This window comes from Pseudomonas sp. FW300-N1A1 (assembly GCF_058789115.1).
In genome coordinates, this window is sequence record NZ_JBYTBK010000027.1 from 37,429 (window position 1) to 58,353 (window position 20,925).

General features: G+C 61.8%; 17 protein-coding genes and 1 pseudogene. 9 read left to right on the forward strand and 9 right to left on the reverse strand.

Going from position 1 to position 20,925, the window contains the following annotated elements:
* The first annotated feature begins 6 nt into the window (after positions 1–6).
* The gene (locus AC3WQN_RS17945; protein WP_492589207.1) at positions 7–396 is read left to right on the forward strand and encodes a hypothetical protein; all 390 of its coding nucleotides are present in this window, start codon (positions 7–9) and stop codon (positions 394–396) included.
* Between the two features lie 195 nt (positions 397–591).
* Positions 592–2,358: pseudogene (locus tag AC3WQN_RS17950) on the forward strand (RHS repeat-associated core domain-containing protein); the annotation flags it as partial.
* Positions 2,359–2,528: 170 nt separating this feature from the next.
* Here AC3WQN_RS17950 and AC3WQN_RS17955 read toward each other — a convergent pair.
* From AC3WQN_RS17955 to AC3WQN_RS17965, 3 genes are all read right to left on the reverse strand, one after another.
* A complete protein-coding gene (locus tag AC3WQN_RS17955; RefSeq protein ID WP_103402192.1) occupies positions 2,529–2,768 on the reverse strand; it encodes a Pathogenicity locus in 240 nt (79 codons plus the stop codon).
* A gap of 84 nt (positions 2,769–2,852) precedes the next feature.
* The gene (locus AC3WQN_RS17960; protein WP_492589209.1) at positions 2,853–3,830 is read right to left on the reverse strand and encodes a 5'/3'-nucleotidase SurE; all 978 of its coding nucleotides are present in this window, start codon (positions 3,828–3,830) and stop codon (positions 2,853–2,855) included.
* A gap of 75 nt (positions 3,831–3,905) precedes the next feature.
* Positions 3,906–4,049 (reverse strand): hypothetical protein, encoded by a 144-nt coding sequence (locus tag AC3WQN_RS17965; protein ID WP_158248618.1) that lies wholly within the window; start codon positions 4,047–4,049, stop codon positions 3,906–3,908.
* Positions 4,050–4,090: 41 nt separating this feature from the next.
* Between AC3WQN_RS17965 and AC3WQN_RS17970 the strand changes: the two genes are divergently transcribed.
* Positions 4,091–4,969, forward strand: coding sequence for an SDR family NAD(P)-dependent oxidoreductase (locus AC3WQN_RS17970; protein WP_103401767.1), 879 nt, complete (start codon positions 4,091–4,093; stop codon positions 4,967–4,969).
* Positions 4,970–4,989: 20 nt separating this feature from the next.
* Here AC3WQN_RS17970 and astA read toward each other — a convergent pair whose 3' ends face one another.
* Complete coding sequence (astA, locus tag AC3WQN_RS17975) at positions 4,990–6,024, reverse strand: arginine N-succinyltransferase (protein WP_103401768.1); 1,035 nt, start codon at positions 6,022–6,024, stop codon at positions 4,990–4,992.
* A gap of 31 nt (positions 6,025–6,055) precedes the next feature.
* Positions 6,056–7,072: an arginine N-succinyltransferase gene (locus tag AC3WQN_RS17980; RefSeq protein ID WP_103401769.1), complete on the reverse strand. Its 1,017-nt coding sequence runs from the start codon at positions 7,070–7,072 to the stop codon at positions 6,056–6,058.
* 512 nt (positions 7,073–7,584) lie between these two features.
* Here AC3WQN_RS17980 and AC3WQN_RS17985 point away from each other — a divergent pair.
* Positions 7,585–8,172 (forward strand): histidine phosphatase family protein, encoded by a 588-nt coding sequence (locus tag AC3WQN_RS17985; RefSeq protein ID WP_103401770.1) that lies wholly within the window; start codon positions 7,585–7,587, stop codon positions 8,170–8,172.
* Positions 8,169–8,936, forward strand: coding sequence for a precorrin-6A synthase (deacetylating) (gene cobF / locus AC3WQN_RS17990; RefSeq protein ID WP_103401771.1), 768 nt, complete (start codon positions 8,169–8,171; stop codon positions 8,934–8,936). Before AC3WQN_RS17985 ends, cobF begins: the two co-directional genes overlap by 4 nt.
* Before the next feature lie 7 nt (positions 8,937–8,943).
* Here cobF and AC3WQN_RS17995 read toward each other — a convergent pair whose 3' ends face one another.
* A complete protein-coding gene (locus tag AC3WQN_RS17995) occupies positions 8,944–10,278 on the reverse strand; it encodes a substrate-binding domain-containing protein (RefSeq protein WP_103401772.1) in 1,335 nt (444 codons plus the stop codon).
* Between the two features lie 134 nt (positions 10,279–10,412).
* Positions 10,413–11,225: an exodeoxyribonuclease III gene (gene xthA / locus AC3WQN_RS18000; RefSeq protein WP_103401773.1), complete on the reverse strand. Its 813-nt coding sequence runs from the start codon at positions 11,223–11,225 to the stop codon at positions 10,413–10,415.
* Between the two features lie 175 nt (positions 11,226–11,400).
* Between xthA and AC3WQN_RS18005 the strand changes: the two genes are divergently transcribed.
* The 3 genes from AC3WQN_RS18005 (at position 11,401) to AC3WQN_RS18015 (ending at position 17,512) form a co-directional block, all read left to right on the forward strand.
* Positions 11,401–12,051: a GNAT family N-acetyltransferase gene (locus tag AC3WQN_RS18005; protein WP_103401774.1), complete on the forward strand. Its 651-nt coding sequence runs from the start codon at positions 11,401–11,403 to the stop codon at positions 12,049–12,051.
* 65 nt (positions 12,052–12,116) lie between these two features.
* Positions 12,117–13,844: an autotransporter assembly complex protein TamA gene (locus AC3WQN_RS18010; protein ID WP_103401775.1), complete on the forward strand. Its 1,728-nt coding sequence runs from the start codon at positions 12,117–12,119 to the stop codon at positions 13,842–13,844.
* Entirely contained in the window at positions 13,841–17,512 is a 3,672-nt protein-coding gene (locus AC3WQN_RS18015) for a translocation/assembly module TamB domain-containing protein (RefSeq protein WP_103401776.1), read from the forward strand. The genes AC3WQN_RS18010 and AC3WQN_RS18015 overlap by 4 nt, the downstream gene beginning before the upstream one ends.
* Positions 17,513–17,714: 202 nt before the next feature.
* Here AC3WQN_RS18015 and lpxH read toward each other — a convergent pair whose 3' ends face one another.
* The gene (gene lpxH / locus AC3WQN_RS18020; protein ID WP_103401777.1) at positions 17,715–18,467 is read right to left on the reverse strand and encodes a UDP-2,3-diacylglucosamine diphosphatase; all 753 of its coding nucleotides are present in this window, start codon (positions 18,465–18,467) and stop codon (positions 17,715–17,717) included.
* The gene (locus tag AC3WQN_RS18025) at positions 18,464–18,967 is read right to left on the reverse strand and encodes a peptidylprolyl isomerase (protein WP_103401778.1); all 504 of its coding nucleotides are present in this window, start codon (positions 18,965–18,967) and stop codon (positions 18,464–18,466) included. The genes lpxH and AC3WQN_RS18025 overlap by 4 nt, the downstream gene beginning before the upstream one ends.
* A gap of 260 nt (positions 18,968–19,227) precedes the next feature.
* Between AC3WQN_RS18025 and AC3WQN_RS18030 the strand changes: the two genes are divergently transcribed.
* On the forward strand, positions 19,228–20,925 hold the full coding sequence (locus AC3WQN_RS18030; protein ID WP_103401779.1) for a glutamine--tRNA ligase/YqeY domain fusion protein: 1,698 nt from the start codon (positions 19,228–19,230) through the stop codon (positions 20,923–20,925).

Consider the following 20,925-nt stretch of genomic DNA (forward strand, 5'->3'; position numbering starts at 1 on the left):
TACTCAATGCAGGGCTTTGGCTCGACCCTACGCGATGCCCTCGGTTGTGAAGCCGAAGGTGGGCCCCGGCAATGGAATCTGGAGTGTTCCCTGGTGCACATCGCCCAGGCCGAGTGTGGGGTGGTGGTGGTGGTGGTGGTGGTGGTGGTGGTGGTGGTGGTGGTGGTGGCCCAGCAGGAGTCCGCGCAAACGGTAATCGAGCAACTGTGTCAACGCAGCGGCGGCAAGATCCAGCCACCTCAGTTCGCGCAACGTACCCTGGGGGTTGGCGCGCAGATCGTGCGCGATCTCAATGTGCGCAAAATGCGCCTGCTCAGTTCGCCAGTTCCCTACAAGGCCGTGTCGGGGTTCGATCTGGAAGTGGTGGAGTTTGTGCCGTTCCAGATGCCGTCGTAGGGATCGACAGCACCACGCCTGTGGAGCGCCTACTCGACGTTCCACAGGCGTGTCTGTAGTCGTTTTGTCAGATGTTTGAAGGATCTGTCTGCAAAATACCAGGCCGAATCTGAATTTCCGGCAGCCCGATCAACAACCCGTTTCGCTGATGCAGAATCGCTCACCTTCATTCTGCGCCAGAGACATCGGATGCTCGCACCTGCCCAGTACCGCTATGACGTCCAGGACCGACGGCTGCACGTGACCTTGCCGGACGGCGCAACCCGCACCTTCAGCTACAACGACCGTGGCCAGGTGACGGCCGAACAGGATGAGCTGGGGCAGGTCATACGCTACGAGTACGACGACAAACTGCACCTGCTCAGGCGGCGGATCAATGCCGATGGCACTCAGCTTCGTTATGGCTATGACGACACCCGGCGGTTGCTTTGCGAGATCGAAAACGAGGTGGGCGAACAGTATCGGCTGGTGTACGGCAGCATCGGACTGATCGAGCAGGAAACCGGTTTCGACGGGCGGCGTACGGCTTACCGCTATGACCCCAAGGGGCATCTGCTGGAGAAAACCGAGTTCGGCGATGACGGCGCCATGCTGATCACCGGCTACCGACGTGACGGGGCGGGGCGCCTGTTGATCAAGACCTTGCCCGATGGCAATCAGGTGGAGTATGGCTACGACAACCTCGGCCGACTGCTGAGGGTCGATGATGGCAATCACTGGCCACTCAACTTCACGTACGACCTCCAGGCCCGCTTGATCAGCGAGCATCAGGGCTGGGCTCGCTTGTGTTACCGCTACGATGACGCTGGCCGACTCAACCAGGTGCAGTTGCCGGACAACCGCTTCCTCGACTATCGCTACGCCGAGGACGGTATGTTGTCTGCCATTGATTTCGATGGCGAGCGGCTGACCCGTCATCACTTTGAATCCGGTCGCGAGCAGGAGCGCCAGCAAGGCCCATTGCTCAGCGACTACCACTACGACGAACAGGGTCGGTTGCAGGTTCATGCGCTCAGCCGACCCGACCGTCCGCTGTACATGCGCCACTACAGCTATGGGGTCAACGGCAACCTGGCGACCATCGCCGACAGTCGTCACGGCCAGCGCAGCTACTATTACGATGCCCGTAATCGCCTGGTCCGCGTGCGTCACGCGCGTGGCGAAGCGACGCAGCAGTTCGCCTACGACCCGGTCGGCAACGGACGGCAAGGCGACCGTCTCTGTGAATACGACGCCTTTGGCAACCTGGTCTGTGAGCGCCAAGCTAGCGATCCCTCGCTCGTGACCCAGTACCGCTACGACTGTCAGCACCGGCTGGTCAGTGTGCTCCTGCCCAGTGGCCGCTTGGCGACCTACCGCTATGACGCCTTCGGTCGGCGCACGGCCAAAACCGTCGATGGCAATACGGGCGAGTTCTTCTGGCAAGGCGAGCAACTGGTCGCCGAATTCTCCGGCGAGCATGATCGCAGCTACGTGTTCGAGCCCGGCACGTTCCGTCCGCTGGCGATGCTTGACCGTCATGGCGCGGGGCCGGTGCGCCCGTTCTACTACCAGCTCGATCATCTGGGCACCCCGCAGGAACTCACGGACAGCCGCGGCCAGATCGCCTGGGCCGCCACCTACCAGGGTCAGGGACAACTCGCCGGCCTCAGGCACTCCGACGAGGAACCGTTGGAGCAGCCATTGCGGTTTCAGGGGCAGTATTTCGACACCGAAAGTGGCCTGCACTACAACCGGCATCGCTACTACAGCCCGGACCTTGGCCGGTATCTGACACCGGTTGCGAACAGGCTGGCAGGTGGGCTCAACGCTTATCTCTACACGCCGAACCCGACGGGCTGGGTCAACCCATTGGGGCTCACCCCTTGTCCGGCTGGCGCCCGGTGCGAACTGGGTCCGGAGGTGGAGGATCCGACGAGCAAGGCATGGGTCGATGGGGGGGAGCCGACGGTGCCAGGGCCGTGGATACAGGCCGGTTCCCGGCTCAAGTAAATGGCGGTATATCCGTCTGTCAGTTTTTTAATGAGGTGCTGCTCTTTTCACGAAATTCTCACATTTGCAGGCGCAGATTGACCAGACAAAAGGACTTGACCCCATAGACAGAGAACCCGCCATGCGCGGGTTTTTTGTTGTCAATCTGCCAGCATTTTCGCCTGGGTTATTGCCGCCTCAATCGCTGCCCGTGCCTGGGGGCTATTCTTCCAGCAACTGGACCCGACGATGGCTGACGCCTGGGTCACGATCTCAAGCGCATTGGCCTGGCTCAGTTGCTCAAGTGAGTTGAATCCCAATTGCTCCAACCGATGGACGACAGTCGGACCGACTCCTTTGACGCTTAACAGTGTTTGCGTTTCTTCCGTTGAAAATCCCATGGCAACTCCTTTTTCCAGATTCGCGACACTGTAGCCCATGCCTGTCATGAATGGAGCTGGAGTAAGCGCGATTCACGGTTGCGGTCAGGGTTTGACACCACGCAACATAGCTTGCGCCTGGTCCTGCAGCGCCTGCGGGGTGGCCAGGTTGCCGTCGATCACGGTGATCACCGCATGGCCCAGGGATAACAACCAGGCGTCGGCCTGTTGTTGGCTCGGGGTCGGGGCGGGTGGGGCGACCAGATTGACTCGTACGATGCCGTCCGCCCCCCGTTGCGAGGTGAAGTTGACCTTGTCCCAATTGCCGATCGGCGCAAATTTCACCCCTTTGACCTCGCTCGCCGGCAGTGGCGGGTAGTTGAGGTTCAGCCCGTTGACGCCCGGCAGGCCGAGCACGTTCAACTCACAGGCCTGAGGGTCTGTTTTGCAGCGGGCGCGAGCCTGGGTGCCGGCTTCACTGGCCAGGGTGATCACCCGTACCGCAAAGTCGGCGGAGTCGCCCATGGCATCGAGGGTCTTGCGGTAGTCGGCCTTCTGGTCGCGGATGATCAGGTCCATATCAATGGCTGTCGACATGGCCTCCGCCGGCACGCCCTTGAACATGACCCGGACGGCGGCGTTGAGGGTGCCGGACATCTGGGTCAGCGGGCCGACGTTTTCGCCGAAGTTGGTCCCGAAGACCACCAGCTCCGGGCGCCGGTCCTTGAGCAGCAGATCGAGGTCGACGTTGACCGCGTCCACCGGGGTGCCAATGGCCGAGTTCTTGCCGGCCGGCGCGCTGTAGCCGTCCGATGGCCCGACACAGAATTTGTGCGGGGCCAATTCAGTGACCGCCAAGGCTTGACCGGGGATCACCACGCTGGTGGCGCTGATGCCGCTGCTGTCATTCAACGGGCCGACCAGGGTCACGTCGTGACCTGCTGCCGTCAGCGCCTGGTACATCGCATCAATGCCGGGGGCACGACAACCGTCGTCGTTGGTCAGCAGAATGTCCAGCGCCTGGGCATTGAGTGACAGGCCAGCGCTGGCCAGGGCGAAGGCGCCGGTGAGTGGTTTGTTCATGGGGGACTTCCCTGGAGGTAAACGGAACAGACGAAAAAGCCCCGACCGAGTGATTCGGCCGGGGCTTTTCAGCACTTAGCGGGTACCGAGCTTGCGCAAGTCGCCCGGGGTGAAGTTGTCATCGACGAAGTGGCTGGCATTCCCGGCGCCGGCTCGACCATTGGCCCGGCGATGACGTTCGGTTACGTGGCGGCCAATCACATTCACCCGCAGAGTCAATGCCAGGTCTTGTCGGACCGGACGGCGTCGGGGAGTGGCCAGTGAACGGCAAGCGCAATCAGGTCGCGGTGGTCACAGGGGCCAGCCGTGGAGTTGGCCAGGGTATCGCGCTGGCACTCGGGGCTTTGGGTATGACGGTCTACATTACCGGGCGCAGGCCGGAGCAGAGTGGCTCGAATCTCTACGGGCATGCCCTGCGCGGTTCACTGGAGCAGACCTCTGCCGCTATCACGGCGGCGGGCGGGCGTGGTATCGCGGTGGTGTGTGATCATGCCGAAGACCGGCAGGTACAGGCATTGTTTGCCCGGGTCCAGGCAGAGTGCGGGCACCTGGACTTGCTGGTGAGTAATGCGGCATTCATCCACGACCAGTTGCTCGAGCCGGGGCCGTTCTGGGCCAAGCCCCTGGAGCTGGTGCGGATTCTCGAGATGGGGCTGCGTTCGGCCTATATCGCCAGTGACTACGCCGCGCCGCTATTGTTGCGCAGTGAACAGGGATTGATCTGTTTCACCTCCTCGTTTGGCGCCGGGTGTTACATGCACGGCCCGGCGTACGGTGCGCAGAAAGCCGGTTGCGACAAGTTGGCGGCGGACATTGCGATAGATTTCGAAGGTCACGGCGTGGCGGCGGTGTCGCTGTGGCTCGGCCCGCAATTGACCGAGCGCACGCGCATTGCCGGTGAACAGCATGGCGAACAATACCGGGCGTTTCTGGCCGAGGCCGAAACGCCGCAGTTCAATGGCCGGGTGATTCATGCCTTGCTCAACGACCCGCACCTGATGCGCTTGTCCGGCCAGACCCTGGTCACCGCCGAAATGGCCCCGAGTTATGGCATCAGTGAAGCCGGGGGTCGACAACCCCCGTCCCACCGTGCGCGGCTCAACGACCCGCGCCAGCAGCATCCGGCACGGGTGGTCTGAGCCGGTGTCTGTTTGACTGTTTACGCGGCCACCGCCTGCTGTTGTTGCTTGAGCAGCGGCACGGCCCGCACCGAGTCGCCCGGTTGCAGTTGCAGACGCTTGGCTACCAGGCGGTCGACCAGCAGGTGGTGGCCATTCAGTTGGGCGCGCGCGGCGGTGATGCGGCAATTTTCCAGGCGCCGGTTATGGATCAGCCAGGCCGGTGCGTGGTCGTCGGGCGTGCCGATGGCCAGCGCCAGCGTCTGGCTGTCGCGCACGGCGCGGATGTCGGGTATCCGGGCTTCTATCACCGGGCCGGCATCGAAGATGTCGATGTAGCCCTGATGAGAAAAACCTTCGGAACAGAGGATTCTGCGGGCCGGTTCCGCATTGCTGTGGGCCTTGCCGATCACCGCTTGGGCTTGCTCGGTGAGCAGGCAGGTGTACAACGGCTGGCGCGGCATCAGCTCGGCGATGAAGGCTTTGTTGCCGAGCCCGGACAGGTGATCGGCGTGGCTGAAATCCATCTTGAAAAAGTGCCGGCCCAGGCTGTCCCAGAAGGGCGAACAGCCTTGTTCATCCGCGCTGCCCCGGAGCTCGGCAATCAGTTTTTCACCGAACAACTGCGGGTATTCGGCGACAAACAGCAAGCGTGCCACGGACAACAGGCGACCGTTATGGCCCTGGCGTTGATCCGGGTGCAGGAACAGCGAGCAGATTTCCGATTGGCCGGTCATTTCGTTGTTCAGGAACAAGGTCGGGATCCGGCGCTGGATACCCAGGTCTGTCGAGGTATTGACCGTCATTCCCACGCGGTAGTTGTACCAGGGCTCTCGCAAGCCAATGGCACCGCTCAGGGCGCTGATACCGATGACTTGCTGGTCGTCATCCTCGAGTACGAACAGATAGTCGGCATCGGCCCTTTCAACCTGGTTGGCGAAGGTGCGCTGGGCCCAGCGCAGGCGATGGCTCAGGCGCTCTTCGTTGGCGGGCAGGGTGGTGAAGCCGGAGCCGGCGCGTTGTGCCAGTGTCAGCAGTGCACGCAGGTCAGTCAGTTGAGCCGGGCGCACGATCATGATGGCGCTCCTTGAATGCCGAAGACCCGAGTCATAGGGCAACCAACCGGACCGGACTGCCGTCGGCCAGTTGCAGGGCACCCAGCGTGGCGGTATCCAGCATGACCGGTTCACCTGCGCTCCAGTCCAGCTCGATGACCATTGCCCGGTACTGTGGCAGGGCGTCATTGCTGACCAGGTACGGTGTCTTGCCAAGGGTCGGTGTACCTGCCCGCGCAATGGCCATGCGCGAATCGGCAATCGAGCGGATGCTCGGGGGGCGCGCAAACAGCGTGGGGCCGCCGTCGAACAGGTCGATGTAGCTGTTGGTCTCGAAACCTTCGCGCTCAAGGATATCGAAGGCTTCCTGGCCATCGGGATGAATCCTGCCAATGCACGCCTGGGCCTCGGGTGACAGCATGGGCACGTAGATCGGGTAGTGCGGCATCAACTCGGCAAGAAAGGAGCGGTTTTGCAGGCCACACAGGCGCTCCGCCTCGGTGTAGGGCAAGTCGAAGAAGTGCTTGCCCAGGGCGTTCCAGAAGGGAGACTGGCCGGCCTCGTCACTGTAGCCAACGATTTCCGTGATCACCGCATCGGAAAAACGTTGGGGGTGGGCGGCGATGAACATCAGTCGCGCCCGCGACAGCAGTTCCGAGAGAGGTGTGCGTTCAAGTTCGGCGTTGATATGAAAGCCGCGCAGCAGCGTGTGGGCGTTCAAGTCCTGGCACAGCGACAGCGCGGGCACGCCGTGATGGATGTTCAGCTCACGGGACTCACTGGTAAAGGGGCGATTGCGCAGGCTGTAGAAGGCTTCGTTGAAACCTGCGGTGGCAAGGATCTCCGAACAGCCCAACAGCTGCTGGCTGGCCAGATCCTCGAGCACGAAGAAGTAGTTTTCCGGGCCATTGTGCTGCACCTCGCTGACAAACGAAGCACAGGATCCGAGGATTTTCAGGCGCAGACGCTCGGTATCGTCTGGCAGGGACGTGACACCGACCAGGCTTTCACGTGCAAGCTGCTGCAACTGGGGCAGGTCGGATAACTGAACTGGGCGTAAAACCAGCATGGATGTACTCCTGTATCTGAATGACCTGGCGGTTTCCGTGGCCAGGTTTGACTATCACTGTCGGTTTCCACGCGTTGCAGTGGCGATTGGCCAACCTCTGTCAGCGTCCGTCGGGTATGTCGCTCAGCGGTCCCTGTCGGATGATGGCGGGGGCGGGCGGGTGATCACAAAAAAGGTCGCCTGATCGCCGCTCTGCAATTTCCCATAGTAGTTGATCACCTGCAGGTGCTGCAGCATTATGCGGGCCGGTCGGTGAATTTTTTTCAGTGGCTGACAAAGTGATGAAAAATCGCGAAGTCCTTGTCTGATAATGGATTAACAGGGTTCAGTGATAGTCGTAAGGCATTGCATTTTGGCGTGTAAGAATTCGCCCTCCTTGTAGGACTGCTTCGGAGCAGAAGCTTCAACCTGTACGGGTATAGAGGCTCGCAGGCGTCGGTGGTTCCGTTACGAATTGACGTACTTGCTGATGACCTGCCCATTTTCCCATCCAAATTTCAGAGTGGTCCTACGTGCTGGTAACCCGCTTGACCTTGATCTGCCATGCCAGAACCGTCGCGCAAAAACTGGCGCGTTTTCCGATGGATGAGCCACTGGAAATGGATTGGCAGGCGCTCAAGGGCAGTCGGGCCGGTCGATTCCGGCAGCCGCCACGGCTGCTCGTCGGGCCGGAAACCCGTGCCCGGCAGACCGCAGCGTTATTTGGTAGTGACGTGCGGTGCGTGCCGGCGCTGAGGGATTACGATTTCGGACGCTGGCACGGGCTGCGCATCAACGACTTGCACAAGGCCGAGCCTGAAGCGTTACAGGTCTGGCTCGGCGATCCGCACGCAGCCCCCCATGGCGGGGAGTCGGTGACCCAACTGTGCCAGCGAGTGGGGCTCTGGCTGGATGAACTCAGCACAAGGCCCGGGCATTTCCTGGCCATCACCCACCCATTCGTGATTCGCGCCGCCCTGTTGCAGGCCCTGCAGTGCCCGCCGGGGGCCTTCCACCAGATCGACGTCCTGCCACTCTCAAGCGCCGAGCTGCACTTCAATGGCCGCTGGCGATTGCGCTTGACCGACAGGGGCGCACCCGCCGAGGAGGAACATTCATGAAGCAGCTGTTGGTTATCGGCATCGGCGCGGGCAATCCCGACTACATCACCATGCAGGCGGTCAAGGCGCTGAACCGGGTCGATGTGTTCTTCCTGATGGACAAGGGCCAGAGCAAGGACACGTTGATCGACCTGCGTCGCGACATCTGCGCGCGCTATATCACTGATCCGGGTTATCGTTTCGTCGAAGCCCACAGTCCTGAGCGCGTTCGTGGTGACACGGATTACAACGCCAGTGTCGAGGCGCTTAATCGCGACAAGCAACGGACCTTCGAACGGCTGATCAACGATCACATGGCGGATGGTGAATGTGCGGCGTTCCTGGTGTGGGGCGATCCGTCCCTGTACGACAGCACTGTGCGGATCTTGCAGGCGATCCTCGAGTCGGGTCGCTGCCGCTTCGAGTTCGAGGTCATCCCTGGCATCAGCAGCGTCCAGGCACTGGCGGCGCAGCACAAGGTGCCGTTGAACGGCATTGGCCGCTCGATTGAAATCACCACCGGCCGGCGCTTGGCCCAGGGGCAGGTCAGCGATGCCGACAGCCTGGTGGTGATGCTGGATGCGCAAGACGCCTATCAGCAGATTGCCGATCAGGAACTACAGATTTACTGGGGGGCCTACCTGGGTACGCCGGATGAGATCCTGATCGCCGGCAAGCTCAAGGAGGTGGCCGGCGAGATAGAACGGGTGAGGAAAGCCGCGCGGCTGGCCAACGGCTGGATCATGGACACTTACCTGATTCGCAAGCCTGAATCGTCGCAGTGAGGCGGTGTCAGTAGACCCAGACCTCTACCCGACGATTCTTGACGCGCCCTTCATCGTCACTGTTGGCCGCCACCGGCATTTGTGCGCCAAAACCACGGACCTCCCGTAGCACCACACCCCGCTTCACCAGTTCACGGCGCACCGCCATGGCCCGTAGTTTCGAGAGCAGGGCGGCGCGATCCGGGTCGGTCTTGGCATCGCCGAAGCCAACCAGTGTCACTTGTTTGTTCAGTTTGTCGTGCTGCTTTAAATAGTCGAGCACCCGCGACAGGTCTTCTCGGGCCTTGTTGTCCAGGCTGGCGCTGCCTTCCTCGAAGCGAAAGTTCACCGTCAGCCGCTGTGCCTGCCGGGCAAGGGCCTGGTAGTCATCGGGCAGTTGCCCGCTCGGGGGGACGGTCATGGCCTGCACGGTCTGCGCAATAAACCCGTTGGCGGCGACAATCGCCTGGCCCTTGCGGCTCTGGGTAAAACTCACCAGCGCCCGGGCCCATGGATTGTCGGCGTTGGGCGGCAGGTAGAAATACAGCCGGCGGGACAGGGGATAGTCCTCGGTGGCGATCAGGCTGTTGAGTGGCAGCATGGGTTGCGAGGCTCCGTCGACAATCGCCACCGCCTTGGCCTGGCGCACATAGGGCAGCGCGATAAAACCGATGCCCTGTGGGTCCTGGCTGACCGCATCGGACAGTTGCTCACTGGACTCGAATCGCCTGGCCGAACCCGCCAGTGCTTTACCGCGCTCACGCAGTACCAACTCCTTGAAGGTGTCATAGGTGCCTGACCGGTCATCCCGGGCATACAGGTGCACTGGCCCGCCGATGCCACCGAGTTGTTCCCAGGTGGTCGCTTCATCGCTGAAGACCTGTGCCAACTGGTCGGTGTTCAATTGGGTCAGTGGATTGTCCGGGTGCAGGATAATGGCCAGGCCATCGATGGCGATCACGTGCTCGGCGTTGGGGGCTTTCAGGTTGCCAAGGGCCTGGAGGTCCAGCCGTTCGCTGTCCTTGATTGGGCGCGAGGAAGCAGCCAGGTCGGCATGTGCATTGTTCAGGGCAACAAAGCCGGTGCTGGAGCCGTGGGCGGCGATGTCCACGCTCACCTGGCGACCTTCAGTTGTCTGGCCGACAATCCGTTGCTCGTTGTTGCCCGAGGGTTCACTGTGGACCTTGAGCAGGCCTTGCTCGTGCATCAAGCCTTTGACCAGTGCAGGGGCCAGGGCGGCGCCGATGGTGTTGGAGCCCTGGATACGCAAGGCCGTGCCTTGCTCGGGTATCGGCAGTTGGCTGGCGTAGGCAGAGAGTGGCTGCAAGCCGCAGAGCAGCAGCGATAACAGGGCACGCAGCATCGGGCCGACACCTTAAAGGCCAAGGGAAGTGCGGCGACAATAAGTCATTAAGGTGTCTGAAATATGACGGTGGCACGCCGCAGACCGTCCCCCCAGCGCAAGCTGAGGGAACGATCCCGGCGATCGGCGGGGGATCAGCTCAACTCAAGCCAGATCGGCGCATGGTCCGAAGGTTTTTCCATGCCGCGCAGGTCATAGTCGACACCGGCGTCCTTGATCCTTGGCAACAACGCCTGGGACGCGAGGATCAGGTCGATGCGCAGGCCGCGCTTGGGTTCGTCTTCAAAGCCGCGGCTGCGGTAGTCGAACCAGCTGAAGCGATCGGCCACGTCCGGGTTCAGGTGGCGGAAGCTGTCCACCAGGCCCCAGTTTTTCAGGCGGGCCATCCACTCGCGCTCTTCGGGCAGAAAGCTGCATTTACCGGTTTTCAGCCAGCGCTTCATGTTGTCCGGGCCGATGCCGATGTCACAGTCTTGCGGGGAGATGTTCACATCGCCCATCACCACCAGTGGCTGGTCGTTGCTGAACCGGGTTTCCAGCAGGGCTTGCAGGTCGCTGTAGAAACGCGCCTTGGCCGGGAATTTGGTGGGATGGTCACGGCTTTCGCCTTGTGGGAAATAGCCATTCATGATGGTCACGGGCGTGCCGTGGGCATCGGCGAAGGTGCCCCAGATGAAGCGCCGCTGGGCGTCTTCTTCATCGCCGTCAAAGCCTTTGTGAATCTCCAGGGGCGCCTGGCGCGAGAGCAGGGCAACGCCGTAGTGGCCTTTTTGCCCATGGTAGTGCACGTGGTAACCCAGCGCCTGGACCTCGGCGAGCGGGAACTGGTCGTCGTGGACCTTGGTTTCCTGCAGGCCGATGACGTCTGGCTGGTGCTTCTCGATCAGTGCCGCCAACTGATGGGGGCGGGCGCGCAGGCCATTGATATTGAACGAGACGATCTTCATGGTCGGCAGTCCTGGCAAAACTGCGATGCTAGCTGACCTGCGGCATGGGGGCCAGCGTGGCAGTAGTCTGTCTGCGCTGCTAATGTCTTTGAGCGTAGGAAAGATCGCTATTGTGCCGGGATCGTACGACAAAGAGCGGGGCCTTTTGAGTCTCGCCCAGGGGAGATAGACCGCCATGCCTGAAACTTCGACCGCCATTGCTGACATTCACCGGCTCGACAGCGGCTATTCGCGTGAAGCGCGTTCCTTGCTGTACCAGGCTTACCGGCACGAGCCGACCTTCAAGTTCCTGTTCGAGGCCGAGCGTCCCGGCTACGAGCAGCGCGTCCGGGCCACGGTGCGGGAACTGGTCAAGCAGCATTTTCTCCAGGAACTGCCGGCCATCGGGCTGGTGGTCAATGACCGGTTGATCGGCATTGCCCTGATCGCGCCGCCGCAACGACGGCTGGGCATTACCGAAAGTTGGGCCTGGCGCCTGCGGATGGTGCTGAGTACCGGTTTTCGCTGCACCCGTCGTTACCTGGACTATCATGCCGCCGTCACGGCTTGCATCCCTTCGGACTCGGTGCACGTATTGCCGTTGCTGGGGATTCACCCGCAGTTTCAAGGCCAGCACTTCGGCGAGCAGCTACTCCAGGCGGTGCACAACTGGTGTGCGGTCGATGAACATTCCCGGGGGGTGGTGCTCGACACGGGGAATTCTCTCTATCTGGAGTTCTACAAGCGCCAGGGTTATGAAGAAATCGGTGAAGTGGCTGTCGGGCCAATCCGCGAGCACGTGTTTTTTCACGCCAATCCCCAGGTGCTAAACAGCGCAACGGGTTAACGCCGAACTTTTGTTCAGATTGTTCGCTCTATCACGCTCCCACGCTCGTGATAGCATCCGCGCCTATGAAGTTTCCAGGAAGATTTACCAGTGGCTTGCTCGTGCTATTCAGCAGCGCAGGCGCACTGGCGCAAAGTGAATTGGACGTCAGGATCAAACCGTCCAACGATGAGCTGAAGGCCAATATCGAAGGCTATATCGGAGGACTCGGCGATCGTGACGAGGACGCCTTGCTGCGCTTCAGTCGCGGCGCCGAAGAGCAGGCGCGCAAGGCCGCCCAGGCCCTGGGTTACTACCAGCCCCATATAGAAAGCGAAGTCAAGAACGGCAAGTCGCCGCGACTGGTGTTGAACATCGACCCCGGCGAGCCAGTGCGCCTGCGCAACGTGACCATCCGTGTCGAAGGGCCCGCGGCCTCCCTCAAGTCCTTTCGTGTGCCCAAGAGTGATGTGCTCAAGCCCGGTGCCGTGCTCAACCACGGTCATTACGACGACGCCAAGCGCCTGATTCAGAACCAGGCCTCGCGTTTCGGCTTTTTCAGTGGCCGCTTTACCCGCCAGAAACTGTTGGTGGACCCGCGAGCCGGGGTCGCCGACATCGAGCTGATCTATGAAAGCGGCCCGCGTTATGCGTTGGGCCAGGTCAGTTTTGCCGGTGATACACCGTTCGACGAGGACCTGTTGCAGCGCATGGTGCCGTTCAAAAGTGGCGCGCCCTATGATTCAGAGCTGATCGCCGAGCTCAGTCAGGCCTTGCAGTCGAGCGGCTATTTCGAGTCGGTGCGGGTCGACGCCGCGCCCACCTCGGCGGCCAACGAGGTGATTCCGGTGGCGGTCAATCTGGACACCCGCAAGCCACGCACCATGGGCCTTGGCCTGGGTTTCTCCACGGACGTCGGTCCGCGGGCCAAGGCCAACTGGACGCGCCATTGGGTCAACCCTCAGGGCCACAGCTACGGTTGGGAAGCCGAGCTCTCGGCACCCCGGCAAAACGTCGGCCTCTGGTACGACGTACCGCTGGACCCGCCTCTCACCGACAAACTGCGGTTTGCCGGGGGCTATCAATATGAAGAACTGGCCAACACCGACAGTTTGAGCAAGCTGCTGACCCTGGGCCCGGAATGGCACAGCAAGTTGCCCAGTGGCTGGCAACGGGTGATCTCGTTGAAATGGCAGCGTGAGGAATATCGCCTTGGCGATGACTCGGGCCTGAGTAACCTGTTGATGCCCGGCGTGAGCTACTCCTACCTGCGCAGTGACAACCGGATCGACCCGCACAACGGCTATCGCCTGCAGTTCGACAGCAAGGTCGCCAAGGAAGGGCTGGGCTCGGACAACAATCTTCTATACGGCACGGCACTGGTCAAAGGCTTGACCACGGTGTTCGACAATCATCGGTTCCTGGCCCGCGCGCAAGTCGGCGGTTCGGCTACCAATGGCTACAAGTCCATTCCACCGTCCTTGCGCTTCTTCGCCGGTGGCGATCAGAGCGTGCGTGGCTACGACTACCAGAGCCTGTCCCCGGAAAACAATGAAGGCGACCGCATCGGCGGGCGCTACATGGTCACGGGCAGCCTTGAGTATCAGTACTCCATCGCCGAAAAATGGCGAGTGGCGACCTTCGTCGACCAGGGCAACTCGTTCAATACCCTCGAACTGCCCAGTCTCAAGACCGGGGTTGGCCTTGGCGTGCGCTGGGTTTCGCCGGTCGGGCCGATCCGCCTGGACCTGGCCCATGCACTGGATGATCCCGGTGGTATTCGTTTGCACTTTTCCATGGGGCCTGAGCTGTGAAGCGTGGTTTGAAAATAACGCTGCTGGCGACGGTGTCGTTGGTGGCTGTGGTCCTGCTGGGCATCGGTGTGTTGCTGGGTACGCAAGCGGGTAGCCGCTGGGCCCTGGGTCAGGTGCCGGGTTTGACCGTGGACAATTTCCAGGGCCGGCTGGGTGGCCAATGGCGTGCCGATCATCTGGTGTGGCAGCAGGCCGGTGACCGGGTCGAGCTGAGACAGCCGGTATTTGCCTGGTCGCCCATGTGCCTGACCCGCATGACCCTGTGCATCGAGCAACTGAAGGCCGAGCAAGTGATTCTGCAGTTCGCCCCGGGCAGCGAATCCAGCAGCGGGCCGATCAGCCTGCCTGACCTGAAGTTGCCGGTGGCCATCCAGTTGGGAGAAGTGCAGATCGGCAGCCTGTTGCTCAATGGCAGCGAACAGCTCAAGGACTTGCAACTGGCCGCGCACTGGACGGCCGAGGGGTTGCAGCTCGACTCCGTGCATCTGCAGCGCGACGACCTGAGCCTGGACCTGTCCGGCCTGTTGCAACCGACCGGCGACTGGCCGCTGCAGGCCACCGGTAAGCTGACATTGCCGGCACCGGGTAGCACGCCATGGGCGCTGGCGTTGAGGGTCGAAGGCGACCTGCTGAAAACCCTGAACCTGACGGCTGACAGCAGCGGATACCTGCAAGGTCGGTTGACGGGTGAGTTACAACCGCTGGCGGACAACCTGCCCGCCAAGGTGCGAATCACTGCCGATGGTTTCAAGGCCAGTGCCGATCTGCCCGACACCTTGCAGCTCAATCAGTTGGAGCTGACCGGCAACGGTGACCTGAAAAACGGCTATCAATTGCAAGGCAATGCCACATTGCCCGCCGAAGAGGGGCCGGTCGCCTTGCTCCTGCAGGGCCGGGTCGACGCCAGGGGCGCGCAGATCGCGGGGCTGGAATTGAACGCCAGCGACAAGCAGAGCCTGAAACTGACCGGGCAACTCGATTGGTCCGAGGGCTTGAGTGCCGAGGCGAAGATCGATTGGCTGGACTTCCCGTGGCACCGGTTGTACCCGGTGATCGATGAACCCCAGGTGGCACTGCGTAGCTTCAACGCGGAAGCCTCGTACCGCGACGGCAACTACCTGGGCAACTTCAAGGCGGCGCTGGACGGCCCGGCCGGGGCGTTCAGCCTGAGCAGCCCGTTCAGCGGCGACCTGACGAAAATCTTCCTGCCGCAGTTCCAGCTGGCGGCCGGGCAGGGCAAGGCCGAGGGGCATCTGAATCTGCAGTTTGCCGACGGCATTGCCTGGGACACCGCGCTGGATCTGTCGGCGATCAACCCGGCGTACTGGCTCGCGGAGCTGCCGGGTACCCTGGCCGGTCCCTTGCGCAGCAAGGGGGAGATGAAGAACGAACAACTGAATCTTACGGCCGACCTCGACCTCAAGGGCAAGCTACGCGGGCAGCCAGCGGTCTTGCAGGCCAAGGCTGATGGGGCTGGCGAGCGCTGGAACCTGAGCACGCTGCAGATCCGCCTGGGCGAAAACCGCATTGATGGCCGCGCCAGCTTGCAACAGACGCTCGCCGGCCAGCTCGACATCAAGGCGCCGCGTCTCGGCCAACTCTGGCCGCAGCTGCGTGGCCAGCTCAATGGCAGAGTCGATGTCGCCGGCAGTCTCCAGGCGCCCCAAGGCACCCTCAGCCTGCAAGGTGTGCAACTGGCGTTCGACGACAATCGCCTGAAAAGCCTGAACCTGGATGCCACCCTGGACAAGGCGCAGCGCGCGAAGATCGACCTCAAGGGTAGCGGCATCGAGGTAGGTGACAGCCAATTGGGTACGCTGACCGCCAGCGGCCAGGGCGACATCAAGCAGCAGAAACTGCTACTGGACCTGCAAGGCCCCTTGCTGAAGCTGGCGCTGGGCCTGGACGGCACTCTCGACAAGGGCAACTGGCGTGGCCGCCTGGCCAGCGGTGACATTCAGGCCGGCGGCCAGGACTGGAAGCTGCAAGGGCCCGCGCGGATCGAGCGCATGGCTGATGGCAAACTGACCTTCGGCGCCCATTGCTGGATGTCCGGCCCCGCCAGTCTGTGCGGCGAGGACCAACGCCTGATGCCCGAGCCCAAGCTGCGCTATCACCTCAAGCAATTCCCGATCGACAGCCTGGCGCAATGGCTGCCCAAGGACTTCGCCTGGCAGGGCAAGCTCAACGCCGACGTGCAGTTGGACCTGCCAGCCAGCGGCCCGAAAGGCCAGGTACTGGTCGATGCCAGCGGCGGCACCCTGCGCCTCAAGGAAAAGGAGCAGTGGCTGGACTTCCCGTACCAGACCCTGAAATTGACCAGCACCCTCAACCCCAAGCGCATCGACACGCAGCTGGACTTCGTCGGTGGCAAGCTGGGCGAGCTGATGGTGCAGGCGCAGATCAATCCACTGCCCAGGAACAAGCCCCTGAGCGGTTCTTTCCGTCTGAGCGGGTTGGACCTGTCGGTGGCGCGCCCCTTCGTGCCGATGGTCGAGAAACTGGCCGGGCGCCTGAACGGCAGCGGCAGTTTGTCCGGCGGGCTATTGGCGCCGCAGGTCAACGGTAGCCTGACCTTGAGCGACGGTGAAATCTCCGGGCCGGAACTACCGACGCGTCTCGAGGCGTTACAGGTCAAGGCGCAGATCGCCGGTGAAAACGTGCAACTCAACGGTGGCTGGAAAAGTGGCAAGGACGGGCAGGGCAGCCTGAACGGGCACGTCGCCTGGGGACAGGCACTGGTGGTGGACCTGAGCCTCAAGGGGCAGCAACTGCCGGTAACGGTCGAACCCTACGCGGCGCTGGAAGTGGCGCCGGACCTGAACATCTCGATCAAGGACGACAAGCTGGCGATTACCGGCAAGGTGCGGGTGCCCAAGGGTGAGATCACCGTGCGCGAGCTGCCGCCCTCGACGGTCAAGGTCTCCGACGACACGGTGATCGTCGGCCATCAGACCGAGGAGGGCAAAACGCCGATGGCCATGGCGATGGACATCGACGTCGTGGTGGGCGAAGACAAACTGAGCTTTGCCGGCTTTGGTCTGACGGCCAACCTGCAAGGTCACGTGCACATCGGCGACAACATGGACACCCGCGGCGAGCTCTGGCTCAACGACGGCCGTTACCGTGCCTACGGCCAGCGCCTGACGGTACGGCGTGCGCGGCTGTTCTTCACCGGGCCCATCGATCAGCCGTACCTGGACATCGAAGCGGTGCGCCAGACCGACGACGTGATTGCCGGTATCCGCCTGAGCGGCAGTGCCGAGCAGCCGACGACGCAAGTTTTCTCGGAGCCGGCCATGAGCCAGGAGCAGGCATTGTCCTACCTGGTGCTCGGGCGTCCGCTGAGTAGCAACGGTGAAGACAACAACATGCTCGCGCAAGCCGCGTTGGGCCTCGGGCTGATGGGCAGCTCGGACCTGACCGGCAGCCTGGCCAAGAACCTGGGTATTCAGGATTTCCAGCTCGACACCCAGGGCAGTGGCACCACCACCAGCGTGGTGGCCAGCGGCAACATCTCCGAGAAGCTCAGCTTGCGTTATGGCGTCGGCGTGTTCGAGCCGGCCAACACCATCGCCTTGCGTTACAAACTGAGCAAAAAGGTCTTTCTGGAAGCCGCCAGCGGTATCGCCAGTTCCCTGGATATCTTCTACAAGCGGGATTTTTGAGGTGCCAGCACAGGCTTGCTCCCGCTCAGGGAGCGAAGCGCCCCCCAACAAAGCGACCGTGGTCGTTCAGAGCGAGCTCGGCGATAGTTTTGGGGGGGCAGCTGTGCAGCCCAGCGCGAGCAAGCTCGCTCGCCACGGGGGATGTATTGAGAACCCTAGCCTTGACTGAACGGCAGTGCGATCCAGTGGGCGTGTATGGCTGTCAGTTGCCGGGCAGCGCCAGTGGTGGCGGTGGTGCGAAGTCGAACGCCGCCAGTTGAAAACCTTGCTCGTCCACCTGCAGTGCCCAGCCTTGCTTGTCCCAATCCCCCAGCACGATGCGCTTGGCGGCCAGGTCGCCAATCTGCAGCTTGTGGATGGCAGGGCGGTGGGTGTGGCCGTGGACCAGGGTTTTGACCCCGTAGTGCTGCATGATCCGCGGGATTTCCTCGGGGGTCACGTCAACGATGTCGTTGGCTTTCATGCGGGTTTGCGTCCGGCTTTCGCTACGCAGCTTGCGTGCCAGCGCGTGCCGGGTGCGCAGGGGCAGGTGGCGCAAGATGAACAGGGTCACGGGATTGCGCAGGTAACGGCGCAGCTTCATGTAGGCCGCGTCGCGGGTGCACAGGCTGTCGCCGTGCATCAGCAGCACCGGTTCGCCGTTGAACGATACGACACTCGGATCCTTGAGCAGGGTGCAGCCGGCGGCCTTGCAGAAGGCCTTGCCCAGCAGGAAGTCGCGATTGCCGTGCATCAGGAATATCGCCGTGCCACTGTCGCTGAGGTTGCGCAGGGCCTGGCAGATGGAGCGTTGGAAGGGGGTCATGGCGTCGTCGCCGATCCATGCCTCGAAAAAGTCGCCCAGAATGTAGAGCGCACTCGCCGAGCGGGCGCGTCCGGTGAGCAAATCCAGAAACGCCCGGGTAATGTCCGGGCGCTCCTCTTCCAGATGTAAGTCTGAAATCAGCAGTATCACTCAATGATCTCGGCTTTCTCGATGATCACGTCGTCTGCTGGCACGTCCTGGTGGCCGGCCTTCATGGTGGTGGAAACACCTTTGATCTTGTCGACAACGTCGGTGCCGGCAGTCACTTTAGCGAACACGGCGTAGCCCCAGCCCTGAACGTTCTTGCCGCTGTGGTTGAGGAAGCTGTTGTCCGCCACGTTGATGAAGAACTGCGCGGAAGCCGAATGCGGCTCCATGGTGCGAGCCATGGCCACGGTGTACTTGTCGTTGGACAGGCCGTTGTCAGCTTCGTTCTGGATGCTTGGACGCTTGTCTTTCTTTTCCTTCATGCCTGGCTCGAAACCGCCGCCCTGGATCATGAAGTTGCCAATCACGCGGTGGAACACGGTGTTGGTGTAGTGGCCGGCCTTGACGTACTCGATGAAGTTGGCCACGGTGATCGGGGCCTTCTCGGCGTTCAGGTCCAGGACGATGTCGCCATGGTTGGTGGTCAGTTTGACTTGAGTCATGATCGCTACTCTGTAAGAAATTCGTGGCTTTCGGGGCGCCGCCTGACGCCGGCAACCCCACAGCGGTCTGGCAAAAAATTGCCAAGGTGCGCAGTTTAGCGTGATGGCGACGAATTTCGAGGCTGTTTTTCATTCGCCGTGCATTAAAAACAGCAGTTTTCCGGCCTGCCCTGTCAGGCACTTGACCGCATCGGCTATGATAGCGGCTTTGTTTTGTCCGGCCTGCCTGTAGGCCACGCACTTGTACGTCCAAGGATCCTATGAGCAAGCCCACTGTCGACCCGACTTCGAATGCCAAGACCGGCCCTGCCGTGCCGGTCAATTTCCTGCGCCCGATCATCCAGGCGGACCTGGACTCGGGTAAGCACACGCAGATCGTCACCCGTTTCCCGCCTGAGCCCAACGGCTACCTGCACATCGGTCACGCCAAGTCGATCTGTGTGAACTTCGGCCTGGCCCAGGAATTCGGTGGCGTGACTCACCTGCGTTTCGACGACACCAACCCGGCCAAGGAAGACCAGGAATACATCGACGCCATCGAAAGCGACGTCAAGTGGCTGGGTTTCCAGTGGTCCGGTGAAGTGCGCTATGCCTCGCAGTACTTCGACCAACTGCACGACTGGGCCGTGGAGCTGATCAAGGCCGGCAAGGCGTACGTTTGTGACCTGACACCCGAGCAAGCCAGGGAATACCGTGGCAGCCTGACCGAGCCGGGCAAGAACAGCCCGTTCCGCGACCGTTCCGTGGAAGAGAACCTGGACCTGTTCGCCCGTATGAAAGCCGGCGAGTTCAAGGACGGCGCACGGGTGCTGCGGGCCAAGATCGACATGGCCTCGCCGAACATGAACCTGCGCGACCCGATCATGTATCGCATCCGTCACGCTCACCACCACCAGACCGGTGACAAGTGGTGCATCTACCCGAACTACGACTTCACCCATGGTCAGTCGGACGCCATCGAAGGCATCACCCACTCGATCTGTACCCTGGAGTTCGAAAGCCACCGTCCGTTGTACGAATGGTTCCTCGAGAGCCTGCCCGTGCCGGCCAAGCCGCGCCAGTACGAGTTCAGCCGCCTGAACCTGAACTACACCATCACCAGCAAGCGCAAGCTCAAGCAGTTGGTCGATGAAAAGCACGTCAATGGCTGGGACGACCCGCGCATGTCGACGCTGTCGGGCTTCCGCCGTCGTGGCTACACACCGAAGTCGATCCGCAACTTCTGCGAAATGATCGGCACCAACCGTTCCGACGGCGTGGTGGACTTCGGCATGCTCGAATTCAGTATCCGTGACGACCTTGACCACAGCGCCCCACGTGCCATGTGCGTGCTGCGTCCGCTGAAAGTCGTGATCACCAACTACCCGGAAGGCCAGGTCGAGAACCTCGAACTGCCACGCCACCCGAAAGAAGACATGGGCGTGCGCGTCCTGCCGTTCGCCCGTGAGATCTACATCGACCGTGAAGACTTCATGGAAGAGCCGCCAAAGGGCTACAAGCGCCTGGAGCCGGCTGGTGAAGTGCGCCTGCGCGGCAGCTATGTAATCCGTGCCGACGAAGCGATCAAGGACGCCGATGGCAACATCGTCGAACTGCGTTGCTCGTACGATCCGGACACCCTGGGCAAGAACCCTGAAGGCCGCAAGGTCAAAGGCGTGATCCACTGGGTGCCGGCCGCTGCCAGCGTCGAGTGCGAAGTGCGTCTGTACGATCGCCTGTTCCGCTCTGCGAACCCGGAGAAGGCCGAGGACAGCGCGAGTTTCCTGGACAACATCAACCCTGGTTCGCTGCAGGTACTCACCGGTTGTCGTGCTGAACCCTCGTTGGGCAATGCACAGCCGGAGGATCGTTTCCAGTTCGAGCGCGAAGGTTACTTCTGCGCGGATATCAAGGACTCGAAACCAGGTCAGCCGGTATTCAACCGTACCGTGACCCTGCGTGATTCGTGGGGCCAGTGA

What these genes read in the sequence shown, in the direction of transcription:
- AC3WQN_RS17945 (WP_492589207.1), top strand. Translation starts at nt 7, where the DNA reads ATGCAGGGCTTTGGCTCGACCCTACGCGATGCCCTCGGTTGTGAAGCC.
- AC3WQN_RS17955 (WP_103402192.1), bottom strand. Translation starts at nt 2,768, where the DNA reads ATGGGATTTTCAACGGAAGAAACGCAAACACTGTTAAGCGTCAAAGGA.
- AC3WQN_RS17960 (WP_492589209.1), bottom strand. Translation starts at nt 3,830, where the DNA reads ATGAACAAACCACTCACCGGCGCCTTCGCCCTGGCCAGCGCTGGCCTG.
- astA (WP_103401768.1), bottom strand. Translation starts at nt 6,024, where the DNA reads ATGATCGTGCGCCCGGCTCAACTGACTGACCTGCGTGCACTGCTGACA.
- AC3WQN_RS17980 (WP_103401769.1), bottom strand. Translation starts at nt 7,072, where the DNA reads ATGCTGGTTTTACGCCCAGTTCAGTTATCCGACCTGCCCCAGTTGCAG.
- cobF (WP_103401771.1), top strand. Translation starts at nt 8,169, where the DNA reads ATGAAGCAGCTGTTGGTTATCGGCATCGGCGCGGGCAATCCCGACTAC.
- AC3WQN_RS17995 (WP_103401772.1), bottom strand. Translation starts at nt 10,278, where the DNA reads ATGCTGCGTGCCCTGTTATCGCTGCTGCTCTGCGGCTTGCAGCCACTC.
- xthA (WP_103401773.1), bottom strand. Translation starts at nt 11,225, where the DNA reads ATGAAGATCGTCTCGTTCAATATCAATGGCCTGCGCGCCCGCCCCCAT.
- AC3WQN_RS18005 (WP_103401774.1), top strand. Translation starts at nt 11,401, where the DNA reads ATGCCTGAAACTTCGACCGCCATTGCTGACATTCACCGGCTCGACAGC.
- AC3WQN_RS18010 (WP_103401775.1), top strand. Translation starts at nt 12,117, where the DNA reads ATGAAGTTTCCAGGAAGATTTACCAGTGGCTTGCTCGTGCTATTCAGC.
- AC3WQN_RS18025 (WP_103401778.1), bottom strand. Translation starts at nt 18,967, where the DNA reads ATGACTCAAGTCAAACTGACCACCAACCATGGCGACATCGTCCTGGAC.
- AC3WQN_RS18030 (WP_103401779.1), top strand. Translation starts at nt 19,228, where the DNA reads ATGAGCAAGCCCACTGTCGACCCGACTTCGAATGCCAAGACCGGCCCT.